Below are 21,549 nucleotides of genomic sequence, written 5' to 3' on the forward strand. Positions count from 1 at the left end.
TCCACCGCGATCTCGTCGAACGGGTTCATCGACATCTTCACATTCGCCAGATCGACACCCGATCCGTCCGCTTTCACGCGGACCTTCACGTTGTAGTCGATCACGCGCTTTACGGGCACCAGAACCTTCATTGCGTTCTCCTTGCGGTTTCGTTTCCACTGGCGCGGCGACACGGCCCGGTCGGCGGCGCGCTGGCTGTCTGCCCTCACAAACGCAATTCCCGGGCCAACCCGCCCGCCACCCCGCGCGAAAGGCACGGAAATTGCATGTGGATCGGACAGAACCGGCAGGCATGGAAAACAGGAGGCCCCTATGAGCGGTCAGCGATGGAAGAAACGGCCCGACGGGTCGAACTGGGGCGAGTTCGGCGCCGAGGACCAGCTCGGGCGGATCAATCTGGTCGACCCGGAGGCGCGGCTGCGCGGGGTGCGCGAGATCCGCACCGGCGAGAGCTTCTGCCTGTCGCTGCCGCTGGATTATCCAGGCGGCAACGCGCTGCTCGCCCATCGCGACGAGCCGCGCTTTCACTATGCGCGCCGCGGCGACGGCTATAATTTCAACTTCGCCCTGGCGCGCATGTCGCCCTGCGCCTGCGACGTGGTCTCGGACGAGGGCGTGACGCTCGACACGCAATATTCCACCCATTGGGACGCGCTCGGCCATGTCGGCGCGCTGTTCGATGCGGATGACGATGGCGAGGACGAGATCGTCTATTACAACGGCTATCGCGGCGGTGAGCACCTGATCGGCCCGGAGGATGCGGGCGAGAAGAAGGGCGCGCACAAGCTGGGGATCGAGAACCTCGCCACCGCCTGCGCGCAGGGGCGCGGGGTGCTTGTGGATCTGGCACGGATCTATGGGCGCGAGCGTGCCTATGTCGGCTATGACGACCTGATGCGCGCCATGGAGGGCATGGATGTGGAGATCGCGCCGGGCGATTTCCTGTGCATTTACACCGGCTTCGGCGAGCTGGTGCTGTCGATGCAGAAACAGCCCGATCCGGAGGTGCTGGCCAGCTCCTGCGCCGGGCTCGACGGGCGCGACGACAAGCTGCTGAACTGGATCACCGACAGCGGCATCGCGGCGATTGCCGCCGACAATTTCGCCGTCGAGGCCTATCCGGCGCGCGATCCGGTCTGCGACCCGCATGCCAAGCTGCCGCTGCACCACCATTGCCTGTTCAAGCTGGGCATCCAGCTTGGCGAGCTGTGGTATTTCGAGGAGCTGGCCGCCTGGCTGCGCGCGCATGGGCGCTCGGCGTTTTTCCTCTCGGCCCCGCCCTTGCGGCTGCGCGGCGCGGTAGGCTCGCCGGTGACGCCGATCGCAACGGTCTGAGCCCCTTGGCCGTCCCGCACGGGGCGGCCAGCAGCGGGCGGCTAGTCGCGGAACAGCATCCCCGCCTGCGCTTCCACCAGCTTCGAGATCTCGTCGATATTCGCCTCCGGCCCGAGCTCGTTCGAGGCCGCCTGCAACATCGCCCGCGCCAGCTGGCCGAAATGGAGCGGCGCGCCGCTGTCCATGGCGAGCTGCGTCGCGAGGTTGAGATCCTTCAGCATCAGCGCCAGCGCGAATTGCGGCTGTGGCAGCCCGCGTGCCAGCGCAGGCAGCATCGTCTCCGACGATTTGCTGCGCGCGCCCCCGGCATTCAGCACCTCCACCATGGTCTCCATGGCGATGCCGTTCTTCACCCCCACCGCAACCCCTTCGAGCATCGCGAAGCGGTTGCAGGTGCTGATCGTGTTGTTCACCAGTTTCAGAACCTGCCCCGAGCCGATGGGGCCGCAAAACGTATGGTTCGGCCCGATCCGGTCAAAGACCGGCACGGCGCGGGCATAGGTCGCGTCCGCGCCGCCGATCATCATGGCGATGGTCCCGGCAAGCGCGCCCTTGGCACCGCCCGAGACCGGCGCGTCCAGCATCTCGACACCGCGCTCCGCCAGTTCCGCAGCCATATTGCGCGTCTCGGACGGATCGCCGCTGGTCTGGTCGATCACCAGCTTGCCCGGCGTGAGCCCCTCAGCCAGCCCGTCCGGCCCAAAAATCGCCGCGCGCACATTGGCCGAGCGCGGCAGGCAGAGCAGCACGACGTCACAGGCCACAGCCATCGCGGCGGCACTCTCGGCCACCTCCGCGCCCTCGGCGGCAAAATCCGCGCAGAGCTCTGCATTCAGGTCGAACACCGTGAGCGGGCCGGACTCCATGAGCCGCCGCGCCAGTGCGCCGCCCATGGCGCCCAATCCGATATAGCCCAGTTTCATGGCTTCCCCCTCAGTCGCCGGTATCCGGCACCACCTGCGTGCCCGACATCCGGTCGACGATCCGCGCCACCTCGTTCACCTGGGCGTCGCGGCCGATCTCGTTGATGCACATGGTGTAAAATTCGCGCACCAGATTGCCGAACATCATCGTCACATCCGAGGCGATGCCCAGCTCGGTCGCCAGCCGCACATCCTTGTGCGCGAGGCCGAGGGTAAAGCCCGAGTCGAGCTTGCCGGTCAGCACCCGCGGCGCCATCGTGTGCTCGAGAAAGAAATTCCGCGCCGAGCCGCGGCTGAGGATCTCGACCGCCTTTTCCGGCTTCAGCCCGTTCTTGGCGGCCATGGCGACCACTTCGAAGGTCATCAGCCGCTGCGCCGAGAACATCAGGTTGTTGGCGAGCTTGGCGACATAGCCGGTGCCGAAATCGCCCGCATGGATCGCGTTGGGGCTGATCGCGGCGAGGATCGGCGCCACCCGCGCGAACTGCGCCTCGGTGCCGCCCACCAGCATCGCAATCGTGCCCGCATTGGCGCCTTCCGGCCCGCCGGTGACCGGCGCATCGATCATCTCGACGCCCTGCTCCGCCAGCCTTGCCGCCAGCTTGCGCGACAGGATCGGATCGCCCGAGGTCTGGTCGATCACCATACTCCCCGGCCGCAACGCCCCGGAGATGCCATCCTCGCCAAAGAGCAGGCCTTCCACATGCCGGGACGTGGGCAGGCAGAGCAGCACCGTGTCACAGGCCCCTGCCAGCGCCGCCGCAGACTCCGCCACCTCAGCGCCAGTCAGCGCCGCGCAGGCCTCGGCGCTGCGGTCATAGACGGTGAGCGGACCCGCCGCCAGCAGACGGCGCGCCAGCGGCGCCCCCATATTGCCCAGACCGATATAGCCGATGCCCATGCCTGCCCCTTTGCCTAGCCCTTGTCGCCCCCGGCAGAGGGCAGCCCGTCGTTATAAGGCACCGCTGCCGCGGCCCCCATAGGGTCGGAGGGGCGTTTCTCCACCAGCGCCTGGAGCCCCTCGCGGAACTCTACCGAGCTCATCGCCAGCACCTGGCCGAAGCCCTCGTAATCCATCAGCTCGTCGAGGCTGCTCTCGAAGCTCTTGAGCAGGAGCTGCTTGGCCACGCCCATCACCTCGGCAGGGCCGGCGGCGAGCTTTTCGGCCATGGCGATACCCTCGGCATCGACCTGATCGTCGGGCACGACCTTGAGCGCCAGACCGTTGTCCACGATCTCCTGCGCGTTCCACGACCCGTTCGTGTAGATGAAATTCCGCGTCCGCGAGAGGCCGATGGTGCGCGGCAGGGTGTAGAGCGTCAGGCAGTCCGGCACCGCGCCGAGGCGGAAGAACCCGGCGCTGAACTTGGCGCTTTCGCCGACGATCACCAGATCGGTCATCAGCGCCAGCCCCATGCCGCCACCGATCGCCACGCCACGCACGCCGCAGACGACGGGGCGGTTGAGCTTCATCAGCGGCGGAAACAGCGAGGCCGCGTGACGGAAGCGGCGATGCACCGGCCAGGGCTCGTTGGCATCGGTCAGCATCCGCAGATCGCCGCCGGCGCAGAAATTCTTGCCCTTGGCGGTGAGATAGACCGCGCGCACGCTGTGATCGTCCTCGATCTCGCGCACGATGTCGCGCAGCGACATGCGCATCTCGCGCGTCAGCGAGTTGCTCGCCTTTTCATTGGCAAGCCGGATGATCAGGACCGGCCCGCGCTGCTCGGTCTCCACATGGGGGTATTCCTTGATCATTCCGCCGCCTCCGTCTTGGGCACGGCCACGCCGGTGCTGGAGCGCGAGCGGTTGCGCCCGCCATCCACGACGATATCGGCGCCGGTGATATACTGGCCCGCATCCGAGCAGAGGAACACGGCGGCATTGGCGATATCGGCGGTCTTGCCGAATTCACCCAGCGGGATCGAGGAAAGCTCAAGCTCCTTGCGGCCCGCATCCTCATAGATCCGCTTCACGCCCTCGGTGTCGCCAATGGCGCCGGGGGCGATGGTGTTGCAGCGGATGCCGTCGCGGCCCCATTCGCCGCAAAGTGTCCGCATCAAGGACATGATGCCCGCCTTGGCGGCGCCCGCATGCGCACAGCCCGGCCAGCCTTCGAGCGCGCGGGTGGTCGAGATCGCGATGAAACGCCCGCCATGGGAGGAGGCCTTGAGCGCCGGATAGGCGGCCTTGGCGCAGTGGAAGGTGCCATTGAGGTCGATATCGACCACGGTGCGCCAGGCATTGGCCGACATCTCGGCAGCCGGCACCACGAAATTGCCGGCGGCGTTGGCGATCATCACGTCGAGCCCGCCGTAGGCCTCCACCGTGGCCTGCACCGCCGCAGCGACCGCCTCGGGGTCGCGCACGTCGCAGGTGACGGCCATCGCCTCGGCGCCCATCTCCCTGAGCTGGCTCACCGCGCCTTCGAGCCGTTCGGCATTGCGGCTGGCCAGCACCAGCTTGGCGCCCGCCGCCGCAAAGGCCCTGGCGATGCCGAAACCGATGCCGCTGCCGCCGCCGGTGATCAGCGCGACCCGGCCCGCAAGCGCGTCAGGTGTAAAGGTCATATCCGTTGCTCCTTGTGCTTTCGCCGGGGCCCGAGCCCGGCGGATTGCGCGGGACCATGCAAATGCAATGCCAACCGCCGGACGCGCTCAGGCCGCCGCATCCTCCAGCACCATGGCGGCGCATTTCTCGCCGACCATCATGCAGGGGATATTGGTGTTGCCCGAGGGCACGGTGGGCATGATCGAGGCGTCCGCCACACGCAGCCCGTCGATCCCGTGCACCCGCAGCCGCTCGTCCACCACCGCCATCGGGTCGTGCCCCATGCGGCAGGTGCCCACCATGTGATGGGTGATCTGCCCGGTCTCGCGGATGAAATTCAGGATCTCCTCGTCGCTCTGCACCTGCTTGCCCGGCGCCAGCTCCTCGCCGACAGCCGAGGCCATGGGCTCGGTGGCGATGATCTCGCGCGCGCGGCGCACCGCGAGAATGGCGGTCTGCCGGTCGTTCTCGGTCTCCAGAAAGCGGAAGGCGATCTTCGGCGGGTCCAGCGGATCGGACGAGCGGATATGGATCTGCCCCGCGCTCTCGGTGCGCTGAAGATGGGAATACATGAAGAACCCGTCCTCCTTCGACATCCGCCGGCCCTCGCCGGTCTTCAGCTCGATCAGGAAGGGCGCGACCACCATCATGATATCGGGCACGTCCTTTTCCGGGCGCGATTTCATAAAGACCCGCATCGTGCCGATGCCCTGCGAAATGAAGCCGGTGCGCAGCAGCCCGTAGCGCAGCACCTCCTTCACCAGGCCGATCCCCCTGCCCCGTTTCGACAGCGAAATCCCCGGCTTGCTGAAGCGCCATTTCAGGATGGCGGCATAGTGATCGCGCAGGTTCTCGCCCACGCCGGGCAGCTCGTGTCTCGGCGTCACGCCGTGTTCCGTCAGGATATCCGGATTGCCGATGCCCGACAGCTCCAGCAGCTTCGGCGAGTTCGCCGCGCCGCAGGAGACGATCACCTCGCGCTTGGCAAAGACCTCCTCGTTCTGGCCGTTGCGCATGAAGCGCACGCCGGTGCAGCGCTTGCCGTCGAGGATCAGCGAGGTCACCTCGGCGCCGGTGATGATGTCCAGCTTGCCCGCGCGCCGCGCCGGTTCGAGATAGCGGTTGGCGGTGCTGTGGCGCTTGCCGCGCTGCACGGTCTGCTGCGCCATGGCGACGCCTTCCTGCGTCTCGCCGCTATAATCCTTGTTGTGAGGCAGCCCCGCCGCCTTGGCCGCCGAGATGAAGAGATCGTAAAAGGGCGTGATCTTGCTCGCCTCGGTCACCCGGATCGGCCCCGAGCGGCCGCGATATTTGTCCTCGCCGATATCGGTGGTTTCGAGCTTTTTCAGATAGGGCAGGATATCGTCATAGCCCCAGCCCCGGCAGCCCATCTGCGCCCAGGTGTCGTAATCGACGCGCTGGCCGCGATTGTAGATCGTGCCGTTGATCGAGCTCGACCCCCCCAGCATCTTGCCGCGCGGCACATAGATCTGACGCCCGCCCAGATCCGGGTTGGGCTCCGAGCGGTAGCGCCAGTTCACCTTGGGATTGTCGATCAGGAAGGGCGTCGCGGCGGGTGGCTGGGTAAAGATGTAGCTGCTCTCCTTGGTCCCTGCCTCCAGGCAGAGAACCCTGTATTTGCCGCTCTCGGCCAGCCGCGCGGCGACAACGCCCCCCGCCGAGCCCGATCCGATCACGATATAGTCGTAAGTGCCGGCCACCAGTCCTGTCCTTCCCGATCTTTACTGTGGTGCCGCCCGGCACGGGCGGCACGGGAGTCTCGCTCACTCGGCGCCCTGAAGCTCGCGCGCCACGTCGCTGAGGCGCGGATTGCGCAGGGTGCTGGAGCCGTGATGCCGGTCGGCGAGCTTGTAGCCGAGCGCGTCCTCGGCGATCACGATCTTCTGCACATTGGCGGTGCCCTCGCCGGTGTAGAACATGTCGGAATAGGCCTTGAGATAGGAAATCTTGTATTCGGTCGAGAGCCCGTAGCCGCCAAAGATCTGCTGCGCCTTGTCGGCCACGAATTTCGCGGTGAGCGAGGCGTGATACTTGGCGATGGAGGCGATGCGGTTCGACGGCAGGTTGGCGTCGAGACATTGCGCGGCGTGATAGACCAGCGTGCGGCTGGCCTCGATCTGCGCCGACATGTCGGCGATGTCCGACTGGATCATCTGGAACTTGCCGATCGGGCTGCCCTTGATCACCCGCTCATTGGCGTATTTCACCGCCTCGTCGAACGCCGCCCGCGCGATCCCCAGCGCCTTGGCCGCCACCGTCACCCGGCCCGGCTGAAGCGCGCGCATGGCGATCTTGAACCCGTCGCCCTCCTTGCCGATCAGGTTCTCCACTGGCACGGTGAAATCGTCGAGGAAGAGCGCATTGGTGCGGAAGGCCTTGGAAAGCCCCATCATCGGCACCGGCTGCGCGGTCCAGCCGGGGTATTTCTTCGGCTCCACGATAAAGGCCGACACGCCCCTGGCGCCGGCATCGGGGTCGGTCTTGCAGACCAGCACGCCGACATCGGTCTCGTTGGCGAGCGAGGCCCACATCTTCGAGCCGTTGATCTTGTAGACATCGCCCTCGCGTTTCGCGACGGTCTTCATCGCCCCCAGCGCGTCCGAGCCGCCGCCCGGCTCGGTCAGGGACATCATGCCGATGGTCTTGCCCGCCACCAGGTCGGGCACGTATTTCATCACCTGCTCGGGCGTGCCGCCGTAATAGATGAAGTTCGGGCAGGTCGAGCTCTGCTGGTTGAGGCAGGCGGCAAAGCGGATATCGTTGCGCGCCACCTCTTCCTGGATAACCACGGCGGCGAGATAGCCCAGATCGGTGCCGCCGACGGATTCAGGAAAGACCGCGCCAAAGAACCCGGCCTCGCCCGCCTTCAGCACCAGATCGCGCGGCGCCTCGCCACGTTCCTCATAGCCGTCCATCACCGGGTTGACCTGCGTCTCCATGAACTTGATGACGCTGTCGCGGATCGCCGGAATCTCCTCGGGCAGAAACTCGTCCATTCGTGCTCTCCTTATGCTGTCTCCACGCCGCTCGGGCGCACGGCTTGCGATGTCATCTCGACCGGCCCGCGCGCCTGACATCCGAGCCGCGCCTCCCCGATCCGCTCGGCACCGGGACATGCAATTGCCGTGCCAAATGGCCTGCACCGCGACATCAATTGTAAATACAATACCCGATGCCACCTGGCACGGAATTTGCATCCTTCCCGCCAACACATTATGCGAAACGGGCCCGCCCCGACCGGGACACCCGGCACTGCCGGGGTCGGACCCAACACCATCCGCGCAACCCGTGCGGGTGTTCGAAGATCAAGGTTGCGATGCCGCAAATCCCAGGACCGCTCAAAATTCTCCCCGTCTATGCGATTGCCGCGGCGGGCGGGTTCGCCTTCTACAAGCTCGGCCTGCCGCTGCCGTGGATGATCGGGCCGCTGGTTGCCACCGCCGCGCTGGCCTTTTCCGAACGCTTCGACATCCGCATCCCGGTGCAAACCCGCCCTTTCGGCCAAGGAGTCGTCGCCGCGCAGGTCGGGCTCTCCTTCTCGCCGGCGGTGTTCGCACAGCTTCTGCAAATGGCGCCGCTGCTCGTCGGCATGGCGCTGATGATCATCTTCGTGGGCTTCGCCATCGCGCTGGTGCTGTCGCGCATGGCCGGCATCCCTCTGACCTCGGCGATGATCGCCACCCTGCCCACCAGCCCGGTCGAGGCGGCGGTGGTCGCCGAGCGCTATAACTTCCCGCCGGCGCCGATCATCCTGTCACAGACCATGCGGATCTCGACCGTGGTGGTGCTGATCCCCACCGCGATCTTCTTCATCGACGGCGAGCTGGGCCGCACCGCGCGGCAGATGAACACCACCTTCCACATCCCCAGCCTGCTGGCGCTCGCCGCGCTGTCGATGCTGGGCATGTGGCTGTTTTTCAAGCTGCGCATCTCCAACCCCTATTTCCTCGGGCCCCTTGCGCTCAGCTCCATCGTGACGGCGGCGGGGGTGGAGCTGGTGCCCTTCCCCTCGCTGGTGCTCTGGGCGGCGCAGGTGGTGCTGGGCACCTGGCTCGGCTCGAATTTCCGCCGCTCGCTCTTTACCTCCGCCGGGCGGATGGTGATGGCCTCCGTGGTCTCGACCCTGCTTTTCATCGTCGCCTCGGCGCTGATCGCGGCGGCGCTGTCGCAGGTGGCGGGGATGAGCTGGGAAACCCTGGTGCTGGCCTCCACCCCCGGCGGGGTGACCGAAATGGCGCTCACCGCCAAGTTCCTCGGCATCGACGTGGCGCTGATCACCGCCTTCCATCTGGTGCGGATCTTTATCGTGGTGCCCAGCATTCCGCATATCATCGACCGGCTGCACCGCTACGAAAACCGCTGAGCGGCCGGCTTCGGCACGGATTTTGCAGGCATTCCCGCTGAAACCCGGGGCGGGGCCCGCGCCGGACCTGAGAGCGCGGACGCGACGCGGAAGGTGTCGCGCGCCGCGCTCGGAGACCAACGGCAGGAGTCCATGACCGACACCCAAGACATTTCGCAGGATTTCGCCCGGCTCACCGCCGGCACCCGCTACGAGGACATTCCCGAGGCGGCGCGCGACCGCGCCAAGCAGAGCATCCTCGACACGCTGGGCGTGATTGTCGCCGCCAGCACGCTGGAACCCGCCGTTGCGCCGGCAGTGGAGCTCGCGATGGAAAGCGGCGGGCGGGGCGAGGCGACGGTGCTCGGCTGGGGCACGCGCATCCCGGCGCTGATGGCCTCCTTCGCCAACGGGCTGATGGCGCATTGTCTGGATTTCGACGACCACGCGCCGGAGGGCCACCACCCCAGCACCTCGATCATTCCGCCCTGCTTCGCGCTGGCCGAAGCGCGCGGCGGCATCTCCGGCAAGGAGATGATCGCCGCCACCGCCATCGGGCAGGACATCTTCCTCCGCCTGCGCCGCAATGTGGGCTGGCGGCAGGACTGGCACCTCACCACCGTCTGCGGCGCCTTTTCCGGCGCGGCCTCGGCGGCGCGGGTGCTGGGGCTGTCCCAGGCGCAGATCGTCAGCGCCTTCGGCATCGCGGGCATGCAGAGCGCCGGCACGCTGGAAATGGCCTATGGCACCGGCAGCGACATACGCGGCATGTATGCGGGCTTTGTCAGCAAGGCCGCCACGCTCTCGGCGCAGATGGCCGGGCGCGGCATTATCGGGCCGTCGACGATCTTCGAAGGCAAGGCCGGGTTCTTCGCCACCTATTTCGACGGCAAATACGACCGCGCGGCGATGCTGGCGGGCTTGGGCTCGGAATTCACCGGCGAGTCGCTGCTCTACAAGGCCTGGCCCTCCTGCGGGGTGAGCCATTCCTTCATCCACGCCACTGCCGGGCTGATGCGCGACGAGGGGATAGCGCCCGACGATATCAGGGAAATCCGCGTCTTCGTCGGCGATTTCCAGCACAAGCTCTGCCTGCCGCTGGAGGCACGCCGCGCGCCGAAACTGCCGGCGGATGCGAAATTCTCGATCCCCTACACCATCGGCGTGGCGGCGGCGAACGGCACCGTGCGGCTGGCCGATTTCACGACGGAAGGGCTGAAGAACCCCGCCGCACTGGCGGTCGCGCAAAAGGTCGTGCCGGTACCCGACCCGGCGGCGAACTGGTCGGGGCATCTGCCGAAGGGCCGCATCGAGATGGCGCTGCATGACGGGCGCGTGCTCTCGCGCGTCGGCGACAAGGTGCCCGGCGAGGAGGATGCCCCGATGGGCTGGGATTACCTGATCGAGAAGTTCCGCGAGGCGGCGTCGTTCTCCCGCAAACCGCTTGCGCCCGAGGCCATCGAGCGCGCCCAGCAGATGGTGCGCGATCTCGAAACGCTGGAGGATGCCACCGATGTCATCCGCGCGCTGAGCTGAGGGGAACGCCATGGACGCCACCACTCTCCACCTCGCCGAAACCGTCGCCCGCATGGATCTCGCCACGCTTTCGGAAGAGACCGTGACCCAGACCAAGCGCCGCATCGTGGATGCCATCGCCTGCGCCATGGGCGCCCTCGAGGAGCCCTTTTGCGAGACCATCCGGGGCGTCAGCGCGCGCTATTCCGGCACCTCCACCGCGCGGATCTGGGGCACCGATCTGAAAAGCTCCGTCGAGATGGCGGGCTTCGCCAATGGCACGGTGATGCGCTATCTCGATCTCAACGACACCTTCCTCGGCGCCTCCGCCGGGCACCCGAGCGACATGATCCCGGCGCTGATCGCGCTGGCCGAGGCGGAAGGCGCCTCCGGTGCCGCGCTGATCGGGGCCATCGTCGCGGCCTATGAGCTTTATTGCGGGCTTTGCGACGCCACCGCGCTGGGGCCGCAGGGGCTCGACCAGTCGACCGGCGCGGCGCTTGGTGCCGCCGGCGGGGCGAGCCGGCTGCTGGGGCTGGATGTGAGTGCGACGGGCAATGCGATTGCGCTGGCCGTTGGCGCCAATCTCAACCTCTACAATGTGCGCTGCGGCACGCTGTCGGACTGGAAGGCCTGCGCCGGTCCCAACGGTGCCCGAAACGGCGTCTTTGCCGCGCTTCTGGCCCGCGAGGGCGTCACCGGCCCGACGGCGGTGTTCGACGGCAAGGGAGGGCTCTCGACCGTGCTGCGACCGCTGGCATTCCGCGACGATCCAACCGCGCCGCCGCGCCTGCTGGAGACGCGGCTCAAGGCCTATCCGGTCTGCTATCACGGCCAGTCCGCCATCGACGCCGCAATCGAGCTGGCGGCAAAGGTCGACCCGGCGCAAGTCGCCTCCGTGCTGATCGAGACCTATGAGGCCTCGGCGAAGATGATGGGCGGCGATCCCACCCGCTGGACGCCGGAAACCCGCGAGACCGCCGATCACAGCCTGCCCTTCACTGTGGGCGTGGCGCTGACAACCGGGCGGCTGACCTCGGGCGATTACGCCGCCGCGCGGATCGCCGATCCGGAGCTGCGCGCCTTCATGGCAAAGATCGAGGTGCGGGAAAGCGCCGAGATGAGCGACACCTACCCGGCGCGCAACCACACGCGGATCACCGTGACACTCGCGGACGGCCAGACCCTTAGCGCTGAGCGGCTGCAACCCAAGGGCCACCCGGACAACCCGCTGTCGCAGGACGAGCTGGGCGAGAAGCTCGCCAACCTCTGGCCTGCGCGGCCGGGGCAAGACGCGCAGGCGGCACAGGTCATCGCTCTGGTCGATGCGCTCGAAAGCGCGGCCTCGGTGGCCCCGCTTGTCGATGCGCTCTGCCCCTAATCCCTCGCCGGCGGCTGGATCAGAGCTTGCCCGCGAGATGCAGGTCGAGATCTTCCAGCCGGTCCTGGCCCCAGAACTTCGCTCCGTCATCCAGCACATAGAAGGGAGAGCCGAACACGCCCGCGTTCACCGCATCCTCGAGATTGGCGGCATAGGTCTCCGCCCCGGCAAGCATGCCGCTGAAGGTCAGCCCCGGATCGAACCCCGCCGCTTTCAGGCAGTCCTGAACCACGTCATCCTCGGCAATGTCCTTTTCCTCGGACCAGATCGCGCGCAGCACACTGTGCACCAGCCCGCCGAGATCGCCGCCGCCCGCTTCCTGCGCCGCAATGATCGCGTAGGAGGCTGGCGCCGCATTGGTCGGCCAGAAGGCCGGGCGCAGGTTCAGCGGCATGCCGGCCTTTTTCGCCTGACGCGGCAGTTCCTGGGCGCGATACTCCATCCGGGCCGGGTGCCGGTCCTTCGGCGCGAGCCCCCCGGTGCGCGGGAAAAGCGCCATGATATCGAGCGGTTTGTAGGTAATAGACGCGCCGTGACGCGCCGCGATCTCTTCCAGCCGCAGCCCCGCGAGGTACGCGTAAGGGGAGAGGACTGTGAAATAGTAATCTATTTGTGCCATTGCATCCTTGCCTGCGGCCAGTGTCTTTGCGCCACGCTACCCGCATGCTAAGCGACCGGCAACGTCACGAATCTGTCAAATCGCTGCCGGAGCCCTGCTCACATGCCCACCGTCGTCGAACCCAAACTGATCGCGGGGAACGCCAACCGCCCGCTTGCCAGTGCCATCGCAAAACGCATGTCGCTTTATCGCGGCATGTCCGTCGGTCTGGTGGACGCGCGCGTCGAGCGTTTCAACGATCAGGAAATCTTTGTCGAAGTCTACGAGAACGTTCGCGGCGAAGACATGTTCATCCTGCAATCGACCTCGCGCCCGGCGAACGACAACCTCATGGAGCTGCTGATCATGGCCGACGCGCTGCGGCGCAGCTCGGCGGCGCGGGTGACGGCGGTGATGCCCTATTTCGGCTATGCCCGTCAGGACCGCCGCACCAAGGCGCGCACCCCGATCACCGCCAAGCTGGTCGCCAACATGATCCACGAGGCCGGCATCGAGCGGGTGCTGACGATGGATCTGCACGCGGCGCAGATTCAGGGCTTCTTCGATATTCCGGTGGACAACCTCTACGCCTCACCGGTCTTTGCCCTCGACATCCAGAAGCATTTCGCCGGCGAGCTTGAAGACGTCATGGTGGTCTCGCCCGATGTCGGCGGCGTGTCGCGGGCGCGGGAACTGGCCAAGCGGATCAACGTGCCGCTCTCGATCGTCGACAAGCGCCGCGAAAAGCCCGGCGAGATCGCCGAGATGACGGTGATCGGCGACGTGACCGGCAAGAAATGCATCATCGTCGACGATATCTGCGACACCGCCGGCACGCTCTGCAAGGCGGCCGAGGTGCTGCTCGACCACGGCGCCACCGAGGTGCATGCCTATATCACCCATGGCGTGCTGTCCGGCCCGGCGGTCGAGCGGGTCAAGAACTCGGTGATGAAAACGCTGGTGATCACCGACAGCATTGCGGCGACCGAGGAAGTGGCGGCGGCGCCGAATATCCGCATCGTGCCCACAGCGCCGATGTTCGCGCAGGCGATCCTCAATATCTGGAACGGCACCTCGGTGTCCTCGCTCTTCGAGACTGACACGCTCGGCCCGATCTATGAGGGCATCCTCTGACACGCCCTTCCGGCATGCTATAAGAGAGGGCGGACCCAGGCGGTCCGCCCTTTGCGTTTGTCCGCTGCCGCCTTTGCGCCCTGCGGATCAGTAAAGCTCCCAGTCGTCCTCGCCCTTGATCTCGCCGATGGCGATCCAAGACATGCGCACCCGCGCGACCCGCGTGTCCGACCAGGTGCGGAACACCAGCTCGAAAGAGGTTTCGGTGACATTGTCGGTCTGGATATCGGCCCGCACATTGGCGCCCTGATCCATGTCCCATAGCGACAATCCGGCATGCACGGCGGGCGGCGCGCTGAACGGCTCGGAAAAGGTTACCCGTTTGCGCCGCTCCCGCGCGCCCGAGCCCGTCCACATATCGCCGCCATTGGCGAAATCCGAAAACAGCTCCTCGTTGCCCTGGTCGATCCCGACCTGCGACGCCTGCATTTTCCGCATATGTCTTTCTCCGGCATAGTCTTTCGCGCATCATCGGGGATTTCCGGCGGAAAGAAAACGGCCTGTGCGGGCGTCGTGCCGAGGCGACAGCCGTCACCGCGAAAATCCGGATCCGTCCGCGCTCAGGACAACACGCTGACCGGGCGGTCCATCCGCATCGCCTCGGCCTCTACCAACGTGTCCTTCACCTGCTCGATGAAGGTCGCCAGCGTCGGCTCTATCGCGCCGCGCCGCCAGACCAAGGTGAAGCGCACCGGCAGATCCACCCCGATCAGCGGCAGGATGCGCACGCTGTCGGGATAGCTCATGCGCGGCGAGTTCACCACGATGCCGATCCCCATCCCGACCGAGATCAGATTGACCTGCGTCGCGATATTGCCGACCTCCTGGATCACTCTCGGGCTGAATCCTTCGGCCAGGCACATGGTTTCGAGCTGCGTGAGCCGCGGCGTCACGTTCGAACGTTGCACCACGATCAGCCCGTCATTGGCGAGATCCTGAAGCCTCACCGCCGCCTGCGCCGCAAGCGGGTGGTCCGACGGCATCGCCACCGCCAGCCCGCCCAGATCGAGCTCCAGCGAGTCGAGATCGTCGATCGCCATGAAATCCGACACCGTTCCCGGCGGCCAGGCGCTGCCCTCGGGCACATAGACAAAGCCCGCATCCAGCCGACCGGCGCGCACCGCCGGAATTTGCCGACTGCTCGGCATCTCGTGCAGAGAGATGTCGATCTCGGAATACTGCCGGCGCACGCTCTTGACCGTGGCGCGGAAGGCCGGGTGCAGCAGGCTCAGGCTACCATAGCCCACATTGATATTGCCGGTCTTGCCGCTGCCGATGCGCCGCGTCGTCTCGACCGCGCGGCCCAGATCCGACATCAGGATCCGCAGATCGCGCTGAAACGCCTCGCCCGCCGAGGTCAGGGTGATCTTTTGCGCGTGGCGAAAGAACAGCTTCACCCCCAGCTCGGTCTCCAGATCCGAGACCGTCTGCGACACCGCCGGCCGCGTCACGCAGAGCGTCTCGGCGGCGCGACCGAAATGCAGCTCCTCCGCAGCGGCGAGGAAATATCTTAGATGTCGCAGCTCCATGGGCGAGGCCCTCGCAAATAGCGTGCCGGGCCGGACACGCCGCCCAGGTCAGAAGTCGATCACAACCCGCCGCGCCTGTCCCGATTTCAGCAGATCGAAACCCTCGTTGATCTGCTCGAGTCCGATTCGATGGGAGATCAGGTTATCCTGCGTCAGCTTGCCGTCGACATACCAATCGACGAGCTGCGGAAATTGCGAGAGCGATTTCACATTGCCCAGATAAGAGCCCGTCACCCAGCGCCCCGCCTGCACCGAGCGCGGCCGGATCGGGATCGTGTCGGTCACCGCCCCCGGCATGATGCCCAGCATCACCGCCATGCCCCAGCCCATGCGCGTGCTGTCCACCGCCTGCTGCGCCAGCACCGGGTGGCCGACGCATTCAAAGGCGTAATCCGCCCCGCCGCCGGTGATCTTGTGGATCGCCTCGACCACGCTGTCGCCCCGATAGTCGCGCGCGTCGAGGAAATGCGTCATCCCCGCCTTGCGCGCCGGGCCCTGCTTGTCGGGGTTGGTGTCGATGCCGATGATGGTCCGAGCGCCGGCCAGCCGCGCGCCGTCGATCACATTGAGCCCGATGCCGCCCAGCCCGAAGACCGCCACCGACGATCCCGGCGCGACCTTTGCGGTGTTGAGCGCCGCGCCGATGCCGGTGATGCCGGCGCAGCCCATGCAGCAGACCTGATCCAGCGGCGCGTCGTCCCGGATCCTGGCCACCTGAAACGCCCGCACGGTAACGAACTGCGCAAATGTCCCGAGGCTGATGAAGGAGGCGACCGGCCTGCCCTTCCACGAAAACGGCTTGCGCGGGTTCGGCTTGAAATAGTGATCGCAGAGATTGCTCTTGTCGCTGCGACAGGGCGGGCACTCGCCGCATTCCGGCATCGCCAGCGGAATGACCGCATCGCCGGGTTTCAGCCGGTCCACCCCCGGCCCCACCTCGCGCACGATCCCCGCGCCCTCATGGCCGAGGATCACCGGGTAATCCGGCCAGTCGCGCGAGCCGTCGATGAGCATCTGATCGGTATGGCAGAGCCCCGCCGATTTTATCTCGATCAGCACCTCGCCCTCGCGCGGGCCGTCGAGATCGACCTCGTCGATCACCAGCGGCTGGAGCTGGCCCGTGGCAATCGCGGCTTTGACTTTCATGCGACGTCCCCTTGTCTCTTGGTTGGCCGAGCGTGGGAGCAGCGCCCGGCCGGTCCCGGATCAGCCGGCGATACGACCCGCATTCGACGGCATGCCGTCCAGGACAATCACTTTGGTTTCGAGATAGGGGTGCAGCCCCTCGGTGCCGCCCTCGCGGCCCAGCCCCGACTGCTTGAACCCGCCAAAGGCCAGCCCGAGCTCGGCGCGATAGCTGTTCTGCCCCACCGTACCGGAACGGATCTCGCGCGCGAAGGAATACGCGCGGTCGTAATCATTGGTGAAGACCGAGGCGTTCAGCCCGAAATCGGTGTCGTTGGCGATGTCGATCATCGCGCTTTCATCCTCCGCCGGGATCACCGAGAGCACCGGGCCAAAGATCTCCTCGCGCGCAATGGTGAAACTGTTCTGCACATTGCCAAAGACCGTGGGCTCGACGAAATAGCCGCGGTTGAGATGCGCCGGGCGCCCGCCGCCAGCGGCGAGCTTTGCGCCCTCCTCGCGGCCCTTGGCGATATAGCCCTCCACCCGGTCGCGCTGGCGGCTCATGGCGAGCGGCCCCATCTGGCAGGCGGCGTCGAACGGATCGCCCACATTGACCCTGGCGAACTGGCTGCTCAGCGCCTCCACCATGTCGTCATGGCGGGCTTTCGAGACCACGATGCGGGTTAGCGAGGCGCAGACCTGCCCGGTGAGGAAGGTCGCCTTTTCGGTGATCGCCTTGGCCGCCGTCTCGATATCGTAATCGTCGAGGATCAGCGCCGGCGACTTGCCGCCCAGCTCCAGCGTCTGGCGCGCGATGCGCCCGCCGCAGATCGCGCCGATCTTCTGCCCCGCGATGGTCGAGCCGGTAAAGGCGATCTTGTCCACGCCCGGGTGCGCCACCAGCTTTTCCGAGACCTCGCGGTCGGCGGTCAGGATATTGACCACCCCCTCGGGCAGCCCCGCCGCCTCTGCGGCTTCGGCGAGGATATAGGCCGAGCCCGGCGCCTCGGGCGAGGCCTTGACCACCACGCAGCAGCCCGCCAGCAGCGCCGGCGCGACCTTGGAGGTGATCAGCCCCGGCGTGCCGTTCCACGGGACGATGGCGCCCACCACCCCCACCGGCTCGCGCACCAGCAGCGCCAGCTCGCCACCCGAGGCCGAGGGGTGCTTTTCCTGAAACGGGAAGGTGGAAGCCAGATCGGCGTAATAGCGGTAGGTCGCGGCGATGGAGCCCATGCGCGTCGCGGCGATGGAATGCAGCACGCCGGATTCCGTCACCCAGATCCGCGCATGCCGCTCCGCCCGCTTGTCGAGCTCATCGGCCAGCGCGCGCAGATAGCCGGCGCGCTCCTCATGGCTCATGCGCGGCCACGGCCCCTTGTCAAAGGCCTGCCGGGCGGCATCCACGGCGCGGTTCACATCCGCCTCCTGCGCCTCGGCCACCACCTCGAACACCTCTTCGGTGGCAGAGTTCAGAACGGTGATCTCGTCACCGCTCGACGGCTCGGTCCAGGCGCCGCCGATATAGAATTTTCCGGGATGTTCGATCACATCTTGAAGGCTCATGTCGGGTCTCCTTTTCGGATATCCGCGCCGCTCCGGCGGCGGGGTCATTTCAGCAGGGAGGGCAGGAAGGTGATGATCTCGGGGAAGACGATCACCGCCAGAACGATGAAGAGATCGGCCAGCAGGAACCACAGCACGCCGCGAAAGATCGTGCTGAGCGCGATCTTGTCGCCGACCACGCCTTTCAGGACAAAGACGTTCAGCCCGATGGGCGGGGTGATCATCCCGATCTCGAGATATTTCGCCAGCAGCACGCCGAACCACAGCAGATCATAGCCGGTGTCCTTGAGGATCGGCAGCAGGATCGGCAGCGTCAGCAGCATCGCCCCGATCGGATCGAGGAACATGCCGAGCAGCAGATAGACCACGGTGATGCCCAGCAGCAGCACATAGCGGTTGGCTTCGAGATTGCTCACCAGATCGGCCAGCGCATCGCCCGAGCCGCTGAAGGCGATAAAGCGCGTCAGCATGTTTGCCCCGATGGCGATGATGAAGATCGAGGCCGAGACCATCAGCGTCTCGTAAAGCGAGTCCCACATGCGCTTCCATGTCAGAGTACGCTTGACGAAGGCGATGATCACCGAAAGCGAGGCCCCCACCGCGCCGGCTTCGGTCGGGGTAAAGACCCCGCTGAACAGCCCGCCGAACACGCCGATCATCAGGAGCAGCACCGGCCAGATATCGGCCAGCGCGCGCAGCCGCTCGCCCCAGCCCGCATCCTCATGCGCGCGCGGCGCGAGATCGGGATTCAGGATCACCCGGATCATGATGACCGAGACATAGGCGGCGGCGGTCAGCACCCCCACGCCCACCCCGCCGAGGAACAGCGCGCCCACCGGCACCTGCGCGATGATGCCGTAAAGGATCAGCAGGATCGAGGGCGGGATCAGTGCCCCGATGGTGCCCGCCGCCGCCACCGAGCCGGTGGCCAGCGCCGCGTCGTAGCGCGATTTCATCATCTCGGGGATGGCGATCCGCCCCATGGCCGCCGAACAGGCCAGCGACGAGCCGGTGACGGCGGCAAAGCCGGTGGCGCCGAAGACCCCGGCGATGGCCAGCCCGCCGGGCAGCTTGGCCAGCCACAGCCGCGCCGCGTCGAACAGCCCCTTGGTCAGCCCCGCATGGAAGCAGACAAACCCCATCAGCACGAACATCGGCACCGAACTGAGCTGCCAGTGCGCGGCGAAACTGTAGGGGATGAGGCCCAGCGAGCCCCAGGCGGCGCTTTCGCCGACAAGGATCCACAGCCCCGAGAACGAGACCAGGATCAGCGACAGCCCGATGGGGATGCGCAGCAGGATAAGCACCAGCAGGATGGCGATGCCCGCATATCCGATTTCCGCAGGGGTCATTTGTCTTTCGGCTCCCGCTCTTCCTCCACCTCGACGGCGTTGGCACGCTCATAGGTCTCGGCAAGGGTTTGATGTTTCAGGTCGAAGCGCCGTCCCAGCAGCTTGACGGCCACCATCAGCACCATCAGCGCGGTGCCGATGGGCACGATGTAATAGGACGGCCAGGTGATGATCTTGACGCGCTGCTCGGTCTCGAAGGCGCCGACCGCGAATTTGTCGTTCGCCACCATCAGCGTCTTCCAGGTGAAGGCGGAAAACACCACCAGCGCGATCACCAGCGCCACGGCGGTCAGCGCCCGCTGGATCCGCGCGGGCAGATGATCGGCCACCAGCTCCACGTCGATATGGCCGTTCTTGGCCTCGACCACGCAGAGACACAGGAAGGTCACCACCACCATGTAATAGCTCGAAACCAGCGCGATGGTGCCGGGCAGCGGTTTCGAGAACAGGAATTTCGACACCACATCGGCGGTGACATGCACCATCATCAGCACGATCACGATGGCGCCGACAAAGGTCGCCGCGCGCGACAGACCCATGACCAGTTTCTCAAACTGCGCTAACATCAGGCTCTCCTTCGGTCAGGGGAAAGGCACCGCCCGGAGACCCCGGGCGGCACAGCGTCCGCTCACTGCAAGGCGTAGGTTTCGGGATCGAGCTTGGAATAGATCTCGTCCCAGTAGATCGCCTGAAGCGCCTCGCCCGACTCCACATCGGCGGTCAGCTCTTTCCACTTGGTGATGAGATCGCCGATCACCTTGGCCTTCTCGCCAGCATCGTCGAGCCCGTATTTGTCGACGAACTCCTCGACGATGGTGGCCTGATCGCCCTCGACAAAGGCCGCCGAGGCCTCAAGCAGGTCCGGCGCTGCCTCATGGATGCCGATGCCCTTCTCGCGCGCCACGCCCATTGCGTCCTCGGAGGCCTGCACATAGGCATAGGTGCCCTCGGCCACGAGATGCGACGCGGTGTCGATCAGCGCCGCGCGCTCTTCGACGGTCATTCCGCGCCAGGTGTCGAGATTGGTGTTGATGTCGCCCACCCCGGGAAACACGCCGCCCGGCACACCGGTGGTCATGTCGGTCACCACGTCGGTGAGCTGGAAGTTCACCAGCTCGGTCGGCGCGAAGAACACGCAATCCACCACGCCTTGCGACAGCGCGTCATAAGCCTCGTTGGCAGAGATCGTGACGCTGGTGGCGCCGACATTCTCGGCCCAGCGGGCCCAGCTCGGCGCGGCGGTGCGCACCTTGATCCCGGCGAAATCCGCTTTGGTCACCACAGGCTTCGTACATTGGGTAAGATACACGCCGGTCGAGTGGCCGCCGAAATAGACCTGGTTCTGCCCGGCGAATTCCGCCGTGCATTCCGGACAGTGCAGCGAGATATATTCGGTCACCGCCCCGGCCATGGCATAGCTCGCCACATCGGCGGGGGTGTTGGCGGTGGCCATCATGTTCATCGCGGCGGCAAGGTTGCTGTTGGCGAATTCCGCCGGCTGGTACTGATAGGTCGCCCAGCCCATATCGACGATATGGTCGGCGATGCCCTGCGGCGTCTGGCGCAGATCGAGCAGCGACAGCGGGTAGAGCTTGATGTTCAGCCCATGAGTTTCCTGCGCATAGGTCACCACCTTTTCCAGCGTCATCACCGGTGTGCTGCCGGTCGGGAACCCGATGGCATAGGTGAGATCCTTGGCCGAGACCGGGCCGGCGGCGCTCAGCGCCGCAACCGCGCTCGCAGCCAATGCATGTTTGAACGAGAATTCCATCTTTGATTGTCCTCCCTGTGTATGATCGCCGGCTCCTCTTTCCGGCGGATCGCGCCCTCTGCCGCGCCGGTCCATGGGCTTGGGCCGGCCACGCGGCCCGAAGGCCCGTATCGCAGACGGCATGCAATCGCCGTGCCAAATGTAAGGACATGGATAACTAAAATATTTTACATATTTTCCTGCGCCTATATGCCCTCCCCATATGCCGTCAAAGCCCCCGCGCTCGCGCGGGGCTCTGTCCTGCGGAGCATCAGTGAAAGATTCTCCTTAAAGTTGCATATGGAGAAAGACGCCCTCCCCGGAGAGGCGGCATTCGATCTGGCGACACCTCGCCGGGCTGCCGCCCGGCTCCACTTGCCAATCAGGCGCGCCAAGCCGCTCGATCTCCGCGCATCGGTGGATCC

At 66.1% G+C, this 21,549-nt stretch carries 19 protein-coding genes and 1 pseudogene; 5 read left to right on the forward strand and 15 right to left on the reverse strand.

The annotated features are described in order from the left end of the window. Positions 1-131, reverse strand: a pseudogene (locus I6N89_RS18295) (electron transfer flavoprotein subunit beta/FixA family protein); the annotation flags it as partial. A gap of 181 nt (positions 132-312) precedes the next feature. Here I6N89_RS18295 and I6N89_RS18300 point away from each other — a divergent pair. Beyond that, on the forward strand, positions 313-1,335 hold the full coding sequence (locus I6N89_RS18300; RefSeq protein ID WP_207019957.1) for a cyclase family protein: 1,023 nt from the start codon (positions 313-315) through the stop codon (positions 1,333-1,335). A gap of 41 nt (positions 1,336-1,376) precedes the next feature. Here the strand turns inward: I6N89_RS18300 and I6N89_RS18305 are convergent, their stop codons facing one another. The 6 genes from I6N89_RS18305 to I6N89_RS18330 all read right to left on the reverse strand — a co-directional run bounded on the left by I6N89_RS18305 (position 1,377) and on the right by I6N89_RS18330 (position 7,825). Further along, on the reverse strand, positions 1,377-2,258 hold the full coding sequence (locus tag I6N89_RS18305) for an NAD(P)-dependent oxidoreductase (RefSeq protein WP_207019958.1): 882 nt from the start codon (positions 2,256-2,258) through the stop codon (positions 1,377-1,379). Positions 2,259-2,268: 10 nt separating this feature from the next. Further along, positions 2,269-3,159, reverse strand: coding sequence for an NAD(P)-dependent oxidoreductase (locus tag I6N89_RS18310; protein ID WP_207019959.1), 891 nt, complete (start codon positions 3,157-3,159; stop codon positions 2,269-2,271). A 14-nt stretch (positions 3,160-3,173) separates the two neighbouring features. Further along, complete coding sequence (locus I6N89_RS18315; protein WP_207019960.1) at positions 3,174-4,016, reverse strand: enoyl-CoA hydratase/isomerase family protein; 843 nt, start codon at positions 4,014-4,016, stop codon at positions 3,174-3,176. Further along, positions 4,013-4,828, reverse strand: a complete 816-nt coding sequence (locus tag I6N89_RS18320; protein WP_207019961.1) for an SDR family oxidoreductase — start codon at positions 4,826-4,828, stop codon at positions 4,013-4,015. The genes I6N89_RS18315 and I6N89_RS18320 overlap by 4 nt, the downstream gene beginning before the upstream one ends. 87 nt (positions 4,829-4,915) lie before the next feature. Then, on the reverse strand, positions 4,916-6,529 hold the full coding sequence (locus tag I6N89_RS18325) for a GMC family oxidoreductase (protein ID WP_328805902.1): 1,614 nt from the start codon (positions 6,527-6,529) through the stop codon (positions 4,916-4,918). A 63-nt stretch (positions 6,530-6,592) separates the two neighbouring features. Then, a complete protein-coding gene (locus tag I6N89_RS18330; RefSeq protein WP_207019962.1) occupies positions 6,593-7,825 on the reverse strand; it encodes an acyl-CoA dehydrogenase family protein in 1,233 nt (410 codons plus the stop codon). Between the two features lie 320 nt (positions 7,826-8,145). On the opposite strand from I6N89_RS18330, the gene I6N89_RS18335 reads away from it, so the two are divergent. The 3 genes from I6N89_RS18335 (at position 8,146) to I6N89_RS18345 (ending at position 12,067) form a co-directional block, all read left to right on the forward strand. Then, complete coding sequence (locus I6N89_RS18335) at positions 8,146-9,192, forward strand: AbrB family transcriptional regulator (protein ID WP_207019963.1); 1,047 nt, start codon at positions 8,146-8,148, stop codon at positions 9,190-9,192. Between the two features lie 132 nt (positions 9,193-9,324). Further along, on the forward strand, positions 9,325-10,707 hold the full coding sequence (locus I6N89_RS18340) for an MmgE/PrpD family protein (RefSeq protein WP_207019964.1): 1,383 nt from the start codon (positions 9,325-9,327) through the stop codon (positions 10,705-10,707). Positions 10,708-10,717: 10 nt separating this feature from the next. Then, positions 10,718-12,067 carry an MmgE/PrpD family protein gene (locus I6N89_RS18345; protein WP_207019965.1) on the forward strand — a complete coding sequence of 450 codons (1,350 nt, stop codon included), beginning with the start codon at positions 10,718-10,720 and terminating at the stop codon, positions 12,065-12,067. 19 nt (positions 12,068-12,086) lie between these two features. Here the strand turns inward: I6N89_RS18345 and I6N89_RS18350 are convergent, their stop codons facing one another. Beyond that, positions 12,087-12,686 (reverse strand): 2-hydroxychromene-2-carboxylate isomerase, encoded by a 600-nt coding sequence (locus I6N89_RS18350; protein WP_207019966.1) that lies wholly within the window; start codon positions 12,684-12,686, stop codon positions 12,087-12,089. A gap of 102 nt (positions 12,687-12,788) precedes the next feature. On the opposite strand from I6N89_RS18350, the gene I6N89_RS18355 reads away from it, so the two are divergent. Further along, positions 12,789-13,799, forward strand: a complete 1,011-nt coding sequence (locus I6N89_RS18355) for a ribose-phosphate pyrophosphokinase (protein WP_207019967.1) — start codon at positions 12,789-12,791, stop codon at positions 13,797-13,799. An 87-nt stretch (positions 13,800-13,886) separates the two neighbouring features. Here the strand turns inward: I6N89_RS18355 and I6N89_RS18360 are convergent, their stop codons facing one another. The 7 genes from I6N89_RS18360 to dctP form a co-directional block, all read right to left on the reverse strand. Continuing rightward, positions 13,887-14,237, reverse strand: a complete 351-nt coding sequence (locus I6N89_RS18360; RefSeq protein WP_207019968.1) for an H-type lectin domain-containing protein — start codon at positions 14,235-14,237, stop codon at positions 13,887-13,889. A 122-nt stretch (positions 14,238-14,359) separates the two neighbouring features. After that, positions 14,360-15,328 carry a LysR substrate-binding domain-containing protein gene (locus tag I6N89_RS18365; RefSeq protein ID WP_207019969.1) on the reverse strand — a complete coding sequence of 323 codons (969 nt, stop codon included), beginning with the start codon at positions 15,326-15,328 and terminating at the stop codon, positions 14,360-14,362. A 48-nt stretch (positions 15,329-15,376) separates the two neighbouring features. Next, the gene (locus I6N89_RS18370; protein ID WP_207019970.1) at positions 15,377-16,474 is read right to left on the reverse strand and encodes an alcohol dehydrogenase catalytic domain-containing protein; all 1,098 of its coding nucleotides are present in this window, start codon (positions 16,472-16,474) and stop codon (positions 15,377-15,379) included. Positions 16,475-16,534: 60 nt separating this feature from the next. Continuing rightward, a complete protein-coding gene (locus I6N89_RS18375; protein ID WP_207019971.1) occupies positions 16,535-18,022 on the reverse strand; it encodes an aldehyde dehydrogenase in 1,488 nt (495 codons plus the stop codon). A gap of 44 nt (positions 18,023-18,066) precedes the next feature. After that, the gene (locus I6N89_RS18380; protein WP_207019972.1) at positions 18,067-19,374 is read right to left on the reverse strand and encodes a TRAP transporter large permease; all 1,308 of its coding nucleotides are present in this window, start codon (positions 19,372-19,374) and stop codon (positions 18,067-18,069) included. After that, on the reverse strand, positions 19,371-19,940 hold the full coding sequence (locus I6N89_RS18385; protein WP_207019973.1) for a TRAP transporter small permease: 570 nt from the start codon (positions 19,938-19,940) through the stop codon (positions 19,371-19,373). The genes I6N89_RS18380 and I6N89_RS18385 overlap by 4 nt, the downstream gene beginning before the upstream one ends. 62 nt (positions 19,941-20,002) lie before the next feature. Further along, a complete protein-coding gene (gene dctP, locus I6N89_RS18390) occupies positions 20,003-21,145 on the reverse strand; it encodes a TRAP transporter substrate-binding protein DctP (RefSeq protein ID WP_207019974.1) in 1,143 nt (380 codons plus the stop codon). Positions 21,146-21,549: the final 404 nt, after the last annotated feature.

The sequence above is a fragment of the Salipiger abyssi genome (assembly GCF_017311415.1).
GTDB classification, from domain to species: domain Bacteria; phylum Pseudomonadota; class Alphaproteobacteria; order Rhodobacterales; family Rhodobacteraceae; genus Salipiger; species Salipiger abyssi_A.